Genomic DNA, 16,761 nt, shown 5'->3' with positions numbered 1-16,761 from the left:
TTATACGCCGCGGGAATCAGGGCTCCAGTGCCATGGACGGCTTTCCGACGAACGGTCAGCCGGCGAGCTGGGCGGCGTTGCGCATCGGCCCCAGTTCAGAAAGCACCGTGGTCGCATAGGCACCGGCCGGCAGCTCGAAGCCCAGGCGGATCGCGTCGTCGCCGAGCCACTCCCATGCCATGGCCGCGGGCCGCAGGCGCGCGGCGCGGCGCTCCTGGCGCAGACCGGCCGCCTCCAGCCCCTGCCGCAGCGCGGCGGCGTCTTCGCCCTCCATTGCCGCCGTCTCGAGCGCCAGCGCGGCGGCGGTGCTGCGCGGCGCACCGGCGCCCCACAGCGGCGCGCTCGGGTGGATGTCGAACGCCTGCAGCCTCTGCGCGAGCGCCTCGCTCCAGGGCTCGGGGCCGAACACGCTGCGACTGCCGTCGAGGATCCACACCTCACCCTCCAGCCCGCGATTCCAGGAGCCGTCGCGTACGCGCGCCGCGAGCACCCGGTTGAACAGTTCCGAGCGCGCCGCCGACAGCAGATGGGTCCGCTGCTCGCGCCGCATCCGGCGCCCGGCGAACATGGCGAGCGCGGCCGCCAGGTTGCCGCCGTCGCGACCGAAGCGCTGTTCGCCGAAATAATTCGGCACGCCGCTGTCGGCGATCGTCGCCAGGCGCGTCTCCACCGCCCGGCGATCGCCCCGCACGTCGCGCAGCGTCAGTACGAAACGGTTTCCCGCCAGCGCGCCGCGCGGAAGCTTCTTCGCGTGCCGTGCGTGCGCGAGCACGCGCAGCGTCTGGCCCTGACCGGCCCCCTCCCCGTCCAGTGTCCGCGGATCGGGAGCGTCGCGCCCGGGCAGGTGCACGCTGAAGCGCTGGCGCGTCAGCGCATGGCGATCCTTCAATCCCGCATAGCCGATCGCGGAGACCGGAACGCCCGCCCAACCGGCGATCCGCTCGGCGGCGAACGCGGTGTTCATGCCGCGCTTCTCGACCGTCAGCAGCAGATGCTCGCCGCTGCCGCTGGCCTCGAAACCGTCGAGTTCCTCGACCTGGAAATCCTCCGGTGCTGCGCGGATCGCCGCCGCCAGGACCGGATCGCCCCAGGCGCCCGGCAGCGCCGCGCCGGAGGCAGGCGACGCCGTCGCGTTCACGCCGCGACCAGCAGGCATACCGCGTGCGCGGCGATGCCCTCGCCGCGCCCGGTGAAGCCGAGACGCTCGCTGGTGGTGGCCTTGACGCCGATCGCCCCGGCATCGACGCCGAGGTCGCTCGCGATCGCCTCCCGCATCGCCTGCGCGTGCGGGCCGATCCTGGGCCGCTCGCAGACCACCGTGAGGTCGGCATTGCCGAGGCGCCAGCCGCGCCCGGCGACCAGCGCCTGGCAATGCCGCAACAGCACACGGCTGTCGGCGCCTTTCCACTGCGGGTCTGCCGGCGGAAAGTGCGCGCCGATGTCGCCCAGGGCCAGCGCCCCCAGCATCGCGTCGCACAGCGCATGCAACGCCACGTCGCCGTCGCTGTGGGCGAGCACGCCGTGATCATGGGCGATACGCACGCCGCCGATCATGACGTGATCGCCGTCGCCGAAGGCGTGGACGTCGTAACCGTGGCCGATGCGGATGTTCATGGCGCCCCGCCCGCGCGCGATGGCGCGTTTTCCATTCCCTTTTCCCGATTCCCGGCTCCCCGCCTTTGCAGCAGGAACTCGAACAGCGCCAGGTCGGCCGGCGTGGTCACCTTCAGGTTGTCCTCGGCGCCCTCGACCAGCAGCGGGCGCAGGCCCTGCCGCTCCATTGCCATCGCTTCGTCGGTGACCGCGACGCCGGCATCGATCGCGGCGCGCAGCGCGCGGCTCAACTGCAGACGCCGGAACAATTGCGGCGTCAGCGCGCGCCACAGTCGCTCGCGTGGCTCGGTGCCGTCGATGCCGCCGTCGTCGCCGGCGCGCTTGAGCGTGTCGCGGACCGGCGCGGCCAGGATCGCGCCGACCGGATCGTCGCGGCCGCGCTCGAGCAGACGCTGCAGATCCTCGCGGCGCAGGTTGGGACGCGCGGCATCGTGCACCAGCACGAACTCGTCGGCGCGCACCTCGCGCGGCAACGCCTCGAGCCCCGCCAACACCGAATCGGCGCGCGCGGCACCTCCGGTGCAGGTCAACACCGGCCCGCCGGCCAGTTCGCTCCAGCGTGGCCAGTGCGGATCGCCGTCGGCGAGCACCACCATCACGCCCTGCACGCCGGGATGGGCGAGCAGCGCCCGCAGCGTGTGCACCAGCAGTGGCTCGCCGGCCACCGGCAGGTACTGCTTGGGCAGGTCGCCACCGAAACGCGTGCCACGGCCGGCAGCGGGCACCACCGCCCAGAGCCCGCCCCGGACTTGATCCGGGGTCACGGCGTGTTCTCCGCGTCGTCCGCGTCGCTGTCCGGGGGCGGCGGCAGCGTCGGCGGCGCGGGTGTTTCCACCACCCGATAGAAGACTTCCCCGGGGCGGATCATGCCCAGTTCGCTGCGCGCGCGCTCCTCCACCGCAGCCTCGCCGGTCGGCGATTTCAGGTCGGCAACCTCGGCTGCGAGGGCGGCATTGCGCTGCCGCAGCCCGTCGTTCTGGTGCGCCTGCTGCGCCACCTGGCCCTGCAACTGCGCCACGTCGCCGGCCCCGCCGTTGCCGAACCAGAGCCGGTACTGCAGCCATACCAGCAGCGCTGCCAGCAGCACCAGCACGATCCGCAATGCGCGCATCGCTGGCTGTCCCGCTACCGGTTCAGCGAAACGAAGGCGGCGCGTCCCGCGTAGCGCGCCCCGGTACCCAGCGACTGCTCGATCCGCAGCAGCTGGTTGTACTTGGCGACGCGGTCGCTGCGGCACAGCGAGCCGGTCTTGATCTGGGTCGCGGTGGTGGCGACGGCGATATCGGCGATGGTCGTGTCCTCGGTCTCGCCGGAGCGGTGGGAGACGATCGCCGCGTACTTCGCCGCGTCCGCCATCGCGATCGCTTCCAAGGTCTCGGTGAGGGTGCCGATCTGGTTGACCTTGATCAGGATCGCGTTGGCGGTGCCCGAGTCGATGCCCTGGCGGAAGATCTTCGGGTTGGTGACGAACAGGTCGTCGCCGACCAGCTGCACCTCGTCGCCGATGCGCGCGGTCAGCTGCTTCCAGCTGTCCCAGTCGTCCTCGGCCATGCCGTCCTCGATCGAGACGATCGGGTACTGCGCGCACCAGTCGGCGAGGAAATCGACGAACTGCTCGCCGGTCAGGCGCTTGCCCTCGCCCACCAGGTGGTACTTGCCGTTGTCGAAGAACTCGCTGGACGCCACGTCGAGGCCGAGCAGCACGTCCTCCCCGGCGCTGTAGCCGGCCCGGCCGATCGCCTCGAGGATGGTGTCGAGCGCCTCGACATTGCTGCGGAAGTCGGGGGCGAAGCCACCCTCGTCGCCGACCGCGGTGGAGAGCCCGTGGCCCTTCAGCACCGACTTGAGCGCGTGGAAGATCTCGGTGCCGGCGCGCAGCGATTCGGAGAACGAACCGAAGCCGACCGGCAGCACCATGAACTCCTGGAAGTCGACGTTGTTGTCGGCGTGCGCACCGCCGTTGATGATGTTCATCATCGGAACGGGCAGTTCGGGCGCGCGGTCGCCGGCCAGCAGGCGCCACAACGGGATCTCCCTCGACGCGGCGACCGCGTGCGCGTTCGCCAGCGACACGCCGAGCAGCGCATTGGCGCCCAGGCGGCCCTTGTTGTCGGTGCCGTCGAGATCGATCAGGCGCTTGTCCAGGCCGGCCTGGTCGTCGGCATCGAAGCCGCACAGCGTCTCGGCGATGGTGCCGTTGACGTGGCCGACGGCCTTCTGCACGCCCTTGCCGAGGTAGCGGGTCTTGTCGCCGTCACGCAGTTCGACGGCCTCCTTCGCACCGGTCGACGCGCCTGACGGCACCGCGGCGCGACCGAACGCGCCGTCCTCCAGCGTCACTTCGGCTTCGAGGGTGGGATTGCCGCGACTGTCGAGGATCTCGCGGGCATGGATGGTGGAAATCTTCATATTTCGGCTGACCAGGTCAAGGGAAATTTCTTGGAGCATTCAGGCGATAGCGGCAGCAATGCGTACTTCGTGACCACGGTCTCCGCATGTAGGCGCTGGGTTAGCGTACGTCGATCGTCCGGCGGCATCCCGTACTGGTTCAGCCTGAAGAGCGCAAGCTCGATCTTTTGAGTGGGCGAAGCATTGTCCGGCGCTGGAGTCTTCCGTTCCAAGTCTGCATAACCAGGGAGCGACTTCACCTCGGACAGAAACTCTTGCGCATCACCGCTCGCCACAATTCGCTTCACTGGATTGAGCGTATCCGCTGGAAGATCTGCATCCTCGTTGGTGAGGCATGACTTTGCCATCGTCAATCTCATGTTTTTGGCCACGTACTGCGACATCGTGTTCGGTGAAAATTCGGAGTCCGGGAGCTTCGAACAAGCCGCTATCGACGGCTCGTTGCGACAATCGCCAAGCAATTCAACCCAAGTCGAAGACTCCGGCCAGCTGATCTCGCCCTCGATTCCTGCAGCACGCACAGTACCCGTCAACACAGCCTGCCTCATCCAAGCGTCGGGCATAGCCGGATCGCCTTTGATAAGCACGCAGCGTTCCGGACGTTGTTGCGACATGAGGGACGATAGCTGTTCTATGGCGTAGCTCTCGTTCTCAAACTTGTACTGCTGTGCCGGCAAAATCTCGATCCGAATCGGATCGGCGCATTCCTCGGACTCGGAAGCGCTCACCGGCATGGGAATGACCCCTGCAAGTAGCAGAACAGTACCGAGCTCCTTAACCACCCATTGCCTCCGCGAAGGTATGACGCTTGGCAACCGCATCCAATTCCACCAGCGTTTCCAGCAGCGCCTGCATCTTCGGCAGTGGCCAGGCGTTGGGCCCGTCGCTCAGCGCTTCTTCCGGTCTCGGATGCGTCTCCATGAAAACGCCCGCCACGCCGACCGCGACCGCCGCGCGCGCGAGCACCGGCACGAACTCGCGCTGGCCGCCGCTGGAGGTGCCCTGCCCCCCCGGCAGCTGCACCGAGTGGGTGGCGTCGAAGACCACCGGGCAGCCGGTGTCGCGCATCACGCTGAGCGAGCGCATGTCGGAGACCAAGTTGTTGTAGCCGAAGCTGGCGCCGCGCTCGCAGACCATGATCTGCTCGTTGCCGGTGGACTTGGCCTTCTCCACCACCGGCATCATGTCCCACGGCGAGAGGAACTGGCCCTTCTTGATGTTGACCGGCCTGCCGGCGGCGCAGACCTTGCGGATGAAGTCGGTCTGGCGCACCAGGAACGCCGGCGTCTGCAGCACGTCGACCACGCTGGCGACCTCGTCCATCGGCGTGTACTCGTGCACGTCGGTCAGCACCGGCACGCCGATCTGGCGGCGCACCTCGCCGAGCACGCGCAGGCCCTCCTCCATGCCGGGGCCGCGGAAACTGCTGCCGGAGGTGCGGTTGGCCTTGTCGAAGCTGGACTTGAAGATGAAATTGATGCCGAGCGCGCCGGTGATCTCCTTCAGCTGGCCGGCCACGTCGAGCTGCAGCTGCTCGGACTCGACCACGCAGGGACCGGCGATCAGGAAGAACGGCCGGTCTAGGCCGACCTCGAAACCGCACAGGTTCATGCGCCCGCTCCTGTGGGAGTGGCGGCGGCATGCCGCTGCCGGGAAATCGCGACAGCTTTACCGATCCCGATGCAGACGGAAGCGTCGCGACTTCCGTCGTTCCCACAAGGTCCTCGACCGCTCACGCCCTGGCCTCCTTCAGCAGCTTGCCGCCGGCCCTGCGCTCGCGCGCGGCGCGCACGAAGCCGACGAACAGCGGATGGCCGCTGCGCGGCGTGGACAGGAACTCCGGGTGCGCCTGGCAGGCGACGAACCACGGATGCTGCGGCAGCTCGATCATCTCCACCAGCAGGTCGTCCATCGACTTGGCCGAGATCACCAGCCCGGCATCCTCGAGCTGGGTGCGGTAGCGATTGTTGAATTCGTAGCGGTGGCGGTGGCGCTCGCCGACCACGTCCTTGCCGTACAACTCGCGCACCCGGCTGTCGGGCTTGAGCCGCTGTTCCTGCAGGCCCAGGCGCATGGTGCCGCCGAGGTCGCTGTCCTCGTTGCGACGCTCGACCTCGCCGGTCTTGGTGCGCCATTCGGTGATCAGGCCGATCACCGGGTGCGGGGTCTGGCGGTCGTTCTCGGTGCTGTTGGCGCCCTCCAGCCCGGCGACATGGCGGGCGATATCGACCACCGCCGCCTGCAGGCCGTAGCAGATGCCGAAATACGGCACGCGCCGCTCGCGCGCGTACTGCGAAGCCAGCACCTTGCCCTCGAAGCCGCGATCACCGAAGCCGCCCGGCACCAGGATCCCGTCGACGCCGGCCAGCAGGCGCTCGGCGCCCTCGCGCTCGATGTCCTGCGATTCGATCCACTTCAGCGTCACCCGCGTGCGCTGGCGGATGCCGCCGTGCTTGAGCGCCTCGCCAACCGACTTGTAGGCGTCCTTGTGGTCGACGTACTTGCCGACCACGGCGATGGTCACCTCGTCGATCGGGCGCTCGGTGGCGTCGACCACGTCCAGCCATTCGGACAGGTCCGCCGACTCGCCGGCGCGATCGCCCAGTTGCAGCCGCTCGACCACGATCTGGTCCAGGCCCTGCGCGTGCAGCCACATCGGGATCTTGTGGATGTCGTCCAGGTCCACCGCCGAGATCACCGCCTTCTCCGGGACATTGGTGAACGAGGCGATCTTGCGCCGCTCGCCGTCCGGCAGCGGCTGCTCGCTGCGGCAGACCAGCACGTCGGGCTGGATGCCGATCGAGCGCAGCTCCTTGACCGAGTGCTGGGTCGGCTTGGTCTTCAGCTCGCCTGCCGCGGCGATGTACGGCACCAGGGTCAGGTGCATGAACATGGCCTTGTCGGCGCCGCGCTCGGTGCGGAGCTGGCGGATCGCCTCCAGGAACGGCAGCGACTCGATGTCGCCCACGGTGCCGCCGATCTCCACCAGCGCCACGTCGTAACCCTGGGTGGCGGCGTCGATGCTGCGCTTGATCTCGTCGGTGATGTGCGGGATCACCTGCACGGTGGCGCCGAGATAGTCGCCGCGGCGCTCCTTGGCGATCACGCTCTCGTAGATCTTGCCGGTGGTGATCGAGTTCCTCCCGGACAGGTGCACGTTGACGAAGCGCTCGTAGTGGCCCAGGTCGAGGTCGGTCTCGGCGCCGTCGTCGGTCACGTAGACCTCGCCGTGCTGGAACGGGCTCATGGTGCCGGGGTCGACGTTGATGTAGGGGTCGAGCTTCATCATCGTCACCCGCAATCCGCGCGCCTCGAGGATGGCGGCCAGCGAGGCCGCGGCGATGCCCTTCCCGAGGGAAGAGACGACGCCGCCGGTGACGAAGACGAGCGGGGTGACGGAACGGGGGGAAGTCATGGGCGCAGCAGGTCGCTGGAAAGCCCCATTCTACGGCAAGTGCTAGGGCCTGTTCACGCTTATGGCGCGCCGATCGGCCGTCGACAAAAAAAGAGAGCGCCCCGCCGGAACGGGACGCTCGACAGCAGGATCGGGCCGGAATCAGGCCGGATCTTCTTCCTCGGCTTCCTCGGCCTCTTCCTCGGCATCGGCGGCCTGCCAGTCGGCGGCCTCGGCTTCCTGCTCGGCCGCGGCGGCGTCGGCCTCGGCGGCATCGGCGGCTTCACCCGCCTGCTGGGCGGCCTGCTCGGCCTCGCGGACGGCCTGCTCGTCGACTTCCTGTGCGAACGCGGTGGGTGCGGCAAAGGCCGCGGCGATCAGAGCGGTAAACAGCAGGTTGCGCTGGGTCATCGTCGTGTCTCCAGAGAAGCGAAAGTTGTACTGCCAAAAGTAATGCCGCTTGCCTCAGCGACGCCTGCACCGTACCCATGCCATGCCCGCTGAGGACTGAACAACGAACCCTTAACGGAAGTAAGCGCTTACACGCATGTTTGCAGGTAATTTCATCGCTTCGCGATGCTTCGAACCCAGGGTTGTCCATAGCTGCCGCAAGTGCGCGAAAGCTGATACCCGCGACCGCGCGCGCGACGGATTCCATTACCATGCGCGCTCCCTCGCCACTTCCCCCGTGCATGAGCAGTCGCTACAACGCCGTCGACATCGAAGTCCTGTCCGGGCTGGACCCGGTCAAGCGCCGCCCGGGCATGTACACCGACACCACCCGCCCCAACCACCTGGCGCAGGAGGTGATCGACAACGCGGTCGACGAGGCGCTGGCCGGGCACGCGCGCGAGATCGAGGTGCGACTGTTCAAGGACGGCAGCTGCGAGGTGTCGGACGACGGCCGCGGCATGCCGGTGGACCTGCACCCGGACGAGAAGATCCCCGGCGTCGAGCTGATCCTCACGCGCCTGCATGCCGGCGGCAAGTTCAACAACCGCAACTACACCTTCTCCGGCGGCCTGCACGGAGTCGGCGTGAGCGTGGTCAACGCGCTGTCGAACCGGGTCGAGATCTTCATCAAGCGCGACGGCAGCGAGTACCGCATGGAATTCGCCGACGGCGATGCGGTCTCCAAGCTGGAGACGGTGGGCAGCGTCGGCAAGCGCAACACCGGCACCCGGCTGCGGTTCTGGCCCGACCCGAAGTACTTCGACACGCCGAAGTTCTCCTTGCGTGCGCTCAGGCACCTGCTGCGCGCCAAGGCCGTGCTGTGCCCCGGTCTCACCGTGACGCTGTTCGACGAGGCCAGTGGCGAGCGCGACGAGTGGCACTACGAGGACGGCCTGAGCGACTACTTGCACGGCGAACTGGCCGATCGCGAACTGCTGCCGCCGGAGCTGTTCATCGGCCGCCTGGACAAGGACACCGAGACCGTCGACTGGGCGGTCACCTGGGTGCCCGAGGGCGAGTTGGTGCAGGAGAGCTACGTCAACCTGATCCCCACCGCCCAGCACGGCACCCACGTCAACGGCCTGCGTACCGGCTTCACCGACGCGCTGCGGGAGTTCTGCGACTTCCGCAACCTGCTGCCGCGCGGCATCAAGCTGGCGCCGGAGGATGTCTGGGACCGCGTCGCCTTCGTGCTCAGCGTCAAGATGACCGACCCGCAGTTCAGCGGCCAGACCAAGGAGCGGCTGTCGTCGCGCCAGGCCGCCGGCTTCGTCGAGGGCGCCGCCCACGATGCGTTCTCGCTGTGGCTCAACCAGCACACCGAGTTCGGCGAGCGCATCGCCCAGCTGGCGATCGACCGCGCCAGCGCACGGCTGAAGACCGAAAAGCAGATCGTGCGCAAGAAGGTCACCCAGGGCCCGGCCCTGCCCGGCAAGCTGGCCGACTGCATCAGCCAGGACCTGTCGCGGACCGAACTGTTCCTGGTCGAGGGCGACTCCGCCGGCGGCTCGGCCAAGCAGGCGCGAGACAAGGACTTCCAGGCGATCCTGCCGCTGCGCGGCAAGATCCTCAACACCTGGGAAGTCGCCTCCGGCGGCGTGCTGGCCTCACAGGAGGTGCACGACCTGGCGGTGGCGATCGGCTGCGATCCGGGCCGCGACGATATCTCCGGCCTGCGCTACGGCAAGATCATCGTGCTCGCCGACGCCGACTCCGACGGCCTGCACATCGCCACCCTGCTCGCCGCGCTGTTCCTGCGCCATTTTCCGGCGCTGGTCGACGCCGGCCACGTGTTCGTGGCGATGCCGCCGCTGTTCCGCGTCGACGTCGGCAAGCAGGTGTTCTACGCGCTGGACGAGGAGGAGAAGCGGCTGCTGCTGGAGAAGATCCAGCGCGACAAGCTCAAGGGCGCGGTCAGCGTGACCCGGTTCAAGGGCCTGGGCGAGATGAACCCCCCGCAGCTGCGCGAATCGGCGATCCATCCCGACACCCGCCGGCTGGTGCAGCTGACGGTCGACGACGGCGACCAGACGCATGCGCTGATGGACATGCTGCTGGCGCGCAAGCGTGCGGGAGATCGCAAGACGTGGTTGGAGAGTAAAGGCGACATGGCGACGCTGGAGGTATGAGTGGGCTATTCGCTCTCGCCCGTCGTCGCGACGGCGCCCGCTCGCCGCCACGGAACGCGCTGCCTGGCACGGTGTGAAGGCTATTCACTGTCGTCCGCCGTGGCGACGGCCCATACAGCGCGGCTGCGGAACGAACTGCCTGGCGCCTCGTGACACCGCTGCAGGCCCGCACGATCTGCAGCGGCACGCATGTACGCGTGCGCGACGTGCACTGCCGCGCCTGCCGCGGCCGACATGCAGGGCAGCCGGAATCGGTACCGGACACTCGCATCGTGCTCGCCTATCGCGGCACGTTCGTATACCGGCCGGGACGGCAGGCGCTGGTGGCGGACGGCAACCAGGCGCTGGTGTTCAACGCCGGCGACGAGTACCGGATCGATCATCCCGGCGACGGCGGCGACCGCTGCCTGTCGATCCGGATCGCGCCGGACTGGCTGCAGGAAATCGTGCGGGACGGGCTGGTCGCCGCTTCCGCAACGCCGCGCCTGCGACGGATCCGTCGTTCGCTCGGTCCGCGGGACCAGTGGCTGGCCGCCCGCCTGCGCGCATGCGACGGATACGCCGACCCTTTGCCGGCGGAAACGCTGGCGCTGACGCTCGCCGGGAACCTCCTGCGGCCCGACCCACCCTCGGCATGTCCAACCCGGCAAGGATTCAGCGCCGGACGTGGACGGCTGATCGAACGCGCCAAGCTGCTGCTGCAGGACGACCCGGCGCACCGCTGGACGCTGGCGGCATTGGCCGCCGAGCTGCGCGTGTCCCCGGTCTACCTGACCCAGAGCTTCAGCCGCACCGAAGGCATGCCGCTGTACCGCTACCAGACCCGACTGCGGCTGGCGCGTGCGCTCGAGGCGCTGCCGCGCACGCACGACCTGACCGCCCTGGCGTTGACGCATGGTTTCTCCAGCCATGGCCAATTCAGCGCCGCGTTCCGGCGTATCTACGGCCTGGCGCCATCCGCCGCGCGGCGCGCACTGCGATCGCGGCCAGGCTGAACCGGTTCCGCGCGCCGCCGGACGCGGCACGAGGTCCGAGCACGGACATTCCGCACGTTCCGCGGTGAATGCGCGCAGCGGTCCGATCGCACCCGACTAAAGAATCGAAAAGCCGCCCGCATCGGTGGCGGCTAGCCTGCGCAGTATCTCCACGACGGAGCGCAATACGGATGCCGCCGCCCCTCGCCGCCCTGGTCCGATCACTACTGCTCACAGGAATTCTGATGACACCTGCCCTCGCCGCCATTGCACAAGATGACTCCGCCTTCACCTCCGCGCTGGTCGCCCCCGGACCGGCCGACGTCATCCCGGCAGGGAGCGACATCTACGCACCGCTGCTCGGCCACTGGCAGGTGCGGGTAACCGATCACCTGCCGGACGGAAGCGAACGCACGATCGACGGCGAAGTCCTGTTCGCACGCGTGCTCGAGGGCCGCGCGGTCCAGGATCTCTGGATCTTCCCCGGCCGCGGCGGGCGCGGCACGGACACACCGAAGAGCGGCAACCGTTACGGCACGACCCTTCGCATCTACGATCCGGAGCGGGACGTCTGGGTCGTCGACTGGTTCAATCCGGTGACCGGCACCCACACGCATCTGATCGGCTCGCGATCCGGCGATGACATCCCGCAGGAGGGTAAGAACGAGGACGGCAATCCGGTCCGCTGGATCTTCTCCGGCGTGACCGCCACCGGTTTCCACTGGCGCGGCGAACGCTCCGACGATGGCGGCCGCAGCTGGATCCTGGAAACCGAGTTCTCCGCCCGGCGCTGAGTCCCGGAACGGAGAGCACCCGCCACGATCAGGCAGCGAGTGCGGCGCGCAGCAGATCGCGCAGCAACAGCTGCAGCCGCGCCGCCAACTCGGGCCGGTATTCGAACGAGTCCTCGTCCATGTAGGTGCGCTGGCTGATCTCCAACTGCACGGCATCGATGCCGTTGCCCGGATCGCCGTAGTGCCGGGTGATGTAGCCGCCGCGGAAACGCCCGTTGACGATGGTGTCGTACCCGTCCTGCGCCGCGAGCACCGCTTCCAGCCGGCGCTGCGCGACCGGCGCGCAGCTGTCGCCGCCGGCGGTGCCGAGGTTGAGGTCCGGCAACCGGCCGTCGAACAGGAACGGCAACTCGCCCTTGATCGAGTGCCCCTCCCACAGCACCACCCGGCCGTGCTCGGCGCGGAGGCGCTCGAGCTCGCCACGCAGCGCTGCATGGTAGGGACGCCAGAACGTGTGGACGCGCTGCACGATCTCGTCTTGTGTCGGCGCCTCGCCGTCGCGGTAGACCGGCTCGCCGGTGAACTGCACGGTCGGGCACAGCCCGGTGGTGTTCTGGCCGGGATACAGCGAGACGTCGTCCTCGGGACGGTTGAGGTCGATCACGTAGCGCGAATGCACCGGCACGATCACGGAAGCGCCCAGTTCGCGCGCCACCGCGTACAGGCGCGCGACATGCCAGTCGGTGTCGGGGACGCGGCGCGCCGAATCGGTGAGCCGTGCCGCAATGGCATCGGGCAGCGCCGTGCCGTCGTGCGGAACGCTGACCAGCAGCGGCGCGGTGCCTTTGTGCAGATTGAAGGTGTCCACCGCCGACATGCTACCGGAGCGGCGGAGCGGTTTCGCGCCGAATCAACCCTGCGCCGGATCGCCCCCACCCCGTAGAGCGGAGCTTGCTCCGCCGCTCTTGGCTCCGGAGCCCGAAAGCAGCGGAGCAAGCTCCGCTCTACGGCGACGGGTCAACGCATCAGCACCACTTCCTCGGCGCTGGTCGGATGGATGGCGACGGTGTCGCGCAGGTCGGCCATGGTGGCGCCGAGCTTGAGCGCCACCGCGAAGCCCTGCAGGATCTCGTCGGCGGCCTCGCCGCACAGGTGAACGCCGACCACGCGTTCGTCCTCGCCGACGCAGACCAGCTTGAACAGGCTGCACAGCGGCGCCTCCACCAGCGCCTGCAGCATCGGCCGGAAACGGCTGCGATAGACCTTCACCGCATCGCCGTACCGTTGGCGCGCCTGCGCCTCCGTCAAGCCCACGCCGCCGATCGGCGGATGGGCGAAGATCACCGTGGGCACGTTCCCGTAGTCGAGCCGGGCCTCGGCCTGGCCGCCGAATATCCGGTCCATCAGCCGCCGTGCCGCCGCGATCGCCACCGGCGTCAGCGTCTCGCGGCCGGTCACGTCGCCGACCGCGTAGACGCCCACGGCGCTGGTGTTCTGGAAGGCGTCGACCTGGACATTGCCGCGCGCGTCGATCGCCACGCCGGCCGCGTCCGGACCGAAGCCGGCGCTGTTGGCGCGGCGGCCGATCGCGAACAGCAGCGCATCGAAGGCATCGCTGGCCCCGCCGTCCTCGTCGAGCAGGCGCACGCGCCCGTCGCCAGCTGGTTCGACCGCGCGCAGGCGATGCCCGAAATGCAGGCGGATGCCGAGATGGCAGTAGTTGTCCTCCAACTGCGCCACCACTTCCTCGTCGGCGTGGCTGAGCAGGCGCGTGCCGCGCACGAACAAATCGACGCGGCTGCCCAGCGCCTGCAGCAGGCCGGCCAGTTCGGCGCTGATGTAGCCGCCGCCGACCAGCGCCACCCGCGCGGGCGCCTGCGACCAGTGGAAGAAATCGTCGGACACGCCGCCCAGTTCCGCGCCCGGGACATCGGGCCGCTGCGGACTGGAACCGGTCGCCAGCAGGATGTGGCGTGCGCGCAGGCATTGACCGTTGCCGGTCACGACCGTCTGCGCGTCGCGCAGGCTGCCCAGCGTCGGCATCAGGACGATGCCGGCGCGGTCCAGGCGCTTGCGGTAACTCTCGTGGATGCCGCCGATGTAGCGCTGGCGGTCGGTGATGAACTCGCGCCAGTCGAACGCCGGCGTCGCCGGCACGTCGAAGCCGAGCTGCGCGGCGGCGGCGATGCGCGAGGCCAGGTCGGCCGCCAGCCACATCGCCTTCTTCGGCACGCAGCCGACGTTGACGCAGGTGCCGCCGAGTTCGCCGGGTTCCAGCAACGCCACCCGCGCACCGTACTCGGCGGCCCGGAAGGCGCCGGCCAGGCCGCCGGAGCCGCCACCCAGCACCACCAGGTCGAAGTCGAACGGATCGGTCGCGCTCATGCGAAGCGACCCGGATCGAACGGCGCGGGATCGATGTGCGGCGTCTGCCCGCACACCAGTTCGGCGATCAGTTGTCCGGTGGCCACGCTCATGCTGACCCCAAGCATACCGTGCCCGGTCGCGAGCCAGACGTGGTGGTGTCCCGGCGCGCGGCCGATGATCGGCAGGTCGTCGCAGCTCAGCGGACGCCAGCCGTACCACTCCTCTTCCTTCGCGGGGCCGACCGGCTCGCGCAGGAACTCGGCGGCGCCGCGCTCGAGCGCGGCAAGCCGGCGGCGATTGAGGCTGGTGTCGTAGCCGGAGAACTCCATCGTGCTGCCGAGCCGGAAGCCGCTGTCCCAGGCGGTCACGCAGACGCTGCGTTCGTGCAGCACCAGCGGCCGCTTCGGCACCAGCGCCGGTCGCGCATAGGTGATCGAATAGCCCTTGCCCGGCTGCACCGGAATGCGCAGGCCGAGGCTGCGGCCCAGCCGCGGAGACCATGCCCCGGTGGCCAGCAGCAGGTCGCGGCCGCCGAAGTCTCCGCGGGAGGCCGACGCCGTCGCTCCGTCCGCGTCCGCCGTGATCGCTTCCACCGCGCACTGCTCGACGATCTCGCCGCCATGCCCGCGCACCGCGCGCGCCAGCTCGGCGACGTAGCGGTTGGGGCGCAGGCGCGCATCGCCGGAAAAGCGCACCACGCCGGCGATGCCCGGCAGCAGCGCCGGTTCGTCGCGCAGGTAGGCATCGCCGTCGATGGCCTCCGAGGTCACGCCGAGCGCCTCCAGCGCCCGCAACTCGGCGTCGAAATGCGCCAGCTCGGCGGCATCGCGGAATACGTAGTCCACGCCCGAGGCCTCGAACTCGCAGTCCAGGCGATAGCGCGCGATCCATTCCGGCAGCGCGCTGCGCGATGCTTTCAGGATCGCCGCCCGCGCCGCCATCGCCGCGCGCCAGTCGCGCCGGTTGCAGCGCGCAGCGAACCGCAGCATCCAGCCCCACAGCGCCGGATCGAAGCGCGGCTTGAGATAGAACGGCGCATCCGGCGTCGCCATCCAGCGCAGCGCGCGCGCGACTGCGCCCGGCTCGGTCAGCGGCGCGGCGTGGCTGGGCGTGATCGTGCCGCAGTTGCCGTGCGAACTGCCGCAGCCCGCGGTGCCGGACTCCAGCACGCGCACGCTGCGGCCGGCATGCAGCAACGCCAACGCGGCGGCCAGGCCGATCACGCCGCCACCGACGATCAGTACGTCCGATTTGCTCATGCCGTCAGTCTAGTGCGTGAAGCGAGAAACCAGGAACGAGGAACGAGGAACGAGGAACGAGTGGAGCGTCCCGGCTTTGACTCGTTCCTCGTTCCTCGTTTCTCGTTCCTGCCTTACGGTCTCCGGCCGTAGGTCGCCCAGCGCCACAGCCACTCGACCGGTCCGAAACGGAAGCGCGCCAGCCACCAGCGACTGGCGGCGACCTGCAATGCGAACACCACCACGGCCAGCAGCACCAGGCCGGCATGGCCGATTCGACCCCACATCGCCAGGCCGTAACCGTAGAACACCAGCGAGCCGACCAGCGACTGCAACAGGTAGTTGGTCAGCGCCATGCGCCCGGCGGGCGCGAGCACGCCGAGGGCTCGCACGCCGGCGGCCGTGGACCACGCTAGCGCGAGCAGCGCGAGATAACCGAGGGCCAGCGGCAATGCCCCCAACGACGTCAGCGCACTCGCCAGCAGCCAGCGCGCCTGGCTGCCGGCAGCGTCGACCCCGACGCCGATCGCCGCCGCCCACGACGACAGCGCCAGCCCGACCGGCAGGCCGAATCCCGCCAACCGGAGAAAGAACGACCGCTGCGCGGCGATGTCGCCGATCCGGCCCGACCGCAGCAGCCAGCTGCCGACCAGGAACACCCCCAGCGCGATCGGCACCACGAAGACGTCATTGAGCAGGAACTGCGGGAAATCGGCCATCCGCTGGCCGGTCACCTGCGCGTACCCGCCCTCTGCATACACCCGCGCCGCCTCGGATGCAGCGCCCTGGCCGGCGGCGAATGCCTGCGCGGCGCCCTCTTCGGCCATCCCGGGCACCAGGGCCATCGCCGCGGCGCCCAGCAGCACCAGCGCGAACAGTCCGCAGTAGATCGACAGCCCGAGCACCAGCTGCGTCCGCGGGCGCAGATCGCGCAGCGCCAGCAGCAGCAAGGCCGCCAACGCATAGGTATGCAGGATGTCGCCAGCCCATAGCAGCAGCGCGTGCGCGACGCCGATGACCAACAACGTCGCGGTCCGACGCAGGTAGAGCGCGCGGAACGGTCGCCCGGCCGCCTCGGCGCGCGCCATCGTCAACGCAAACCCCATGCCGAACAGCAGCGAGAACAGGATCCAGAACTTGCCGGCGACGAATACGTGCACGCCCCATGCCGCCGCGTAGTCGATGCCGGTCGAACCGGGCGCGACGCCGCGGCCGAACTCCTGCCACGGCCGGGTGAACCATTCGACGTTGACCAGCAAGATCCCGAGCAGCGCGAATGCGCGCAGCGCGTCCATGAAGCCGATCCGTTCCTGCGCGTCGACCGGCGCGAAGCCCGCACGATCCGCCATCGTCCTGCTGCCCCGTCGAATCCCCGGTCCACCATGCCGCAGCCGTCCCGAAACGGCAACGGCCCGCTCGCGCGGGCCGTCGGCGGGACCACGGCGCTAG

The 16,761-nt window shown here is 69.2% G+C and carries 16 protein-coding genes; 3 read left to right on the top strand and 13 right to left on the bottom strand.

The window, feature by feature from the left end; all coding sequences use genetic code 11:
* Positions 1-55: 55 nt before the first annotated feature.
* The 9 genes from truD to AB5T46_RS15485 all read right to left on the bottom strand — a co-directional run bounded on the left by truD (position 56) and on the right by AB5T46_RS15485 (position 7,828).
* Positions 56-1,156: a tRNA pseudouridine(13) synthase TruD gene (truD, locus tag AB5T46_RS15525; protein ID WP_370564939.1), complete on the bottom strand. Its 1,101-nt coding sequence runs from the start codon at positions 1,154-1,156 to the stop codon at positions 56-58.
* Entirely contained in the window at positions 1,135-1,614 is a 480-nt protein-coding gene (ispF, locus tag AB5T46_RS15520; RefSeq protein WP_370564938.1) for a 2-C-methyl-D-erythritol 2,4-cyclodiphosphate synthase, read from the bottom strand. Before ispF ends, truD begins: the two co-directional genes overlap by 22 nt.
* Entirely contained in the window at positions 1,611-2,378 is a 768-nt protein-coding gene (ispD, locus tag AB5T46_RS15515) for a 2-C-methyl-D-erythritol 4-phosphate cytidylyltransferase (protein WP_370564936.1), read from the bottom strand. The genes ispF and ispD overlap by 4 nt, the downstream gene beginning before the upstream one ends.
* Entirely contained in the window at positions 2,375-2,725 is a 351-nt protein-coding gene (ftsB, locus tag AB5T46_RS15510) for a cell division protein FtsB (protein WP_370564935.1), read from the bottom strand. The genes ispD and ftsB overlap by 4 nt, the downstream gene beginning before the upstream one ends.
* Before the next feature lie 14 nt (positions 2,726-2,739).
* Complete coding sequence (eno, locus tag AB5T46_RS15505; protein ID WP_370564934.1) at positions 2,740-4,023, bottom strand: phosphopyruvate hydratase; 1,284 nt, start codon at positions 4,021-4,023, stop codon at positions 2,740-2,742.
* Entirely contained in the window at positions 4,020-4,805 is a 786-nt protein-coding gene (locus AB5T46_RS15500; RefSeq protein ID WP_370564933.1) for a hypothetical protein, read from the bottom strand. Before AB5T46_RS15500 ends, eno begins: the two co-directional genes overlap by 4 nt.
* A complete protein-coding gene (gene kdsA, locus AB5T46_RS15495) occupies positions 4,798-5,634 on the bottom strand; it encodes a 3-deoxy-8-phosphooctulonate synthase (protein WP_370564932.1) in 837 nt (278 codons plus the stop codon). Before kdsA ends, AB5T46_RS15500 begins: the two co-directional genes overlap by 8 nt.
* 121 nt (positions 5,635-5,755) lie before the next feature.
* A complete protein-coding gene (locus AB5T46_RS15490) occupies positions 5,756-7,438 on the bottom strand; it encodes a CTP synthase (RefSeq protein WP_370564931.1) in 1,683 nt (560 codons plus the stop codon).
* A gap of 141 nt (positions 7,439-7,579) precedes the next feature.
* Positions 7,580-7,828, bottom strand: a complete 249-nt coding sequence (locus AB5T46_RS15485; RefSeq protein ID WP_370564930.1) for a hypothetical protein — start codon at positions 7,826-7,828, stop codon at positions 7,580-7,582.
* A 281-nt stretch (positions 7,829-8,109) separates the two neighbouring features.
* Between AB5T46_RS15485 and parE the strand changes: the two genes are divergently transcribed.
* The 3 genes from parE (at position 8,110) to AB5T46_RS15470 (ending at position 11,767) form a co-directional block, all read left to right on the top strand.
* A complete protein-coding gene (parE, locus tag AB5T46_RS15480; protein ID WP_370564929.1) occupies positions 8,110-9,999 on the top strand; it encodes a DNA topoisomerase IV subunit B in 1,890 nt (629 codons plus the stop codon).
* Between the two features lie 149 nt (positions 10,000-10,148).
* A complete protein-coding gene (locus tag AB5T46_RS15475) occupies positions 10,149-10,994 on the top strand; it encodes a helix-turn-helix transcriptional regulator (protein ID WP_370564928.1) in 846 nt (281 codons plus the stop codon).
* 170 nt (positions 10,995-11,164) lie between these two features.
* Positions 11,165-11,767 (top strand): hypothetical protein, encoded by a 603-nt coding sequence (locus AB5T46_RS15470; RefSeq protein ID WP_370564927.1) that lies wholly within the window; start codon positions 11,165-11,167, stop codon positions 11,765-11,767.
* Between the two features lie 28 nt (positions 11,768-11,795).
* Here AB5T46_RS15470 and hutG read toward each other — a convergent pair whose 3' ends face one another.
* The 4 genes from hutG to AB5T46_RS15450 form a co-directional block, all read right to left on the bottom strand.
* Positions 11,796-12,584 carry an N-formylglutamate deformylase gene (gene hutG / locus AB5T46_RS15465; protein ID WP_370564926.1) on the bottom strand — a complete coding sequence of 263 codons (789 nt, stop codon included), beginning with the start codon at positions 12,582-12,584 and terminating at the stop codon, positions 11,796-11,798.
* Between the two features lie 140 nt (positions 12,585-12,724).
* Positions 12,725-14,092 (bottom strand): glutathione-disulfide reductase, encoded by a 1,368-nt coding sequence (gorA, locus tag AB5T46_RS15460; protein ID WP_370564925.1) that lies wholly within the window; start codon positions 14,090-14,092, stop codon positions 12,725-12,727.
* Positions 14,089-15,333 carry an NAD(P)/FAD-dependent oxidoreductase gene (locus AB5T46_RS15455; RefSeq protein ID WP_370564924.1) on the bottom strand — a complete coding sequence of 415 codons (1,245 nt, stop codon included), beginning with the start codon at positions 15,331-15,333 and terminating at the stop codon, positions 14,089-14,091. The genes gorA and AB5T46_RS15455 overlap by 4 nt, the downstream gene beginning before the upstream one ends.
* 113 nt (positions 15,334-15,446) lie before the next feature.
* On the bottom strand, positions 15,447-16,661 hold the full coding sequence (locus tag AB5T46_RS15450) for a DUF418 domain-containing protein (protein ID WP_370564923.1): 1,215 nt from the start codon (positions 16,659-16,661) through the stop codon (positions 15,447-15,449).
* Positions 16,662-16,761: the final 100 nt, after the last annotated feature.

This window comes from Luteimonas salinilitoris, assembly GCF_041300785.1.
Classification (GTDB): Bacteria; Pseudomonadota; Gammaproteobacteria; order Xanthomonadales; family Xanthomonadaceae; genus Luteimonas; species Luteimonas salinilitoris.
The sequence above is the reverse complement of the archived record's forward strand: the minus strand, read 5'-3'. Positions and strand labels throughout refer to the sequence as shown.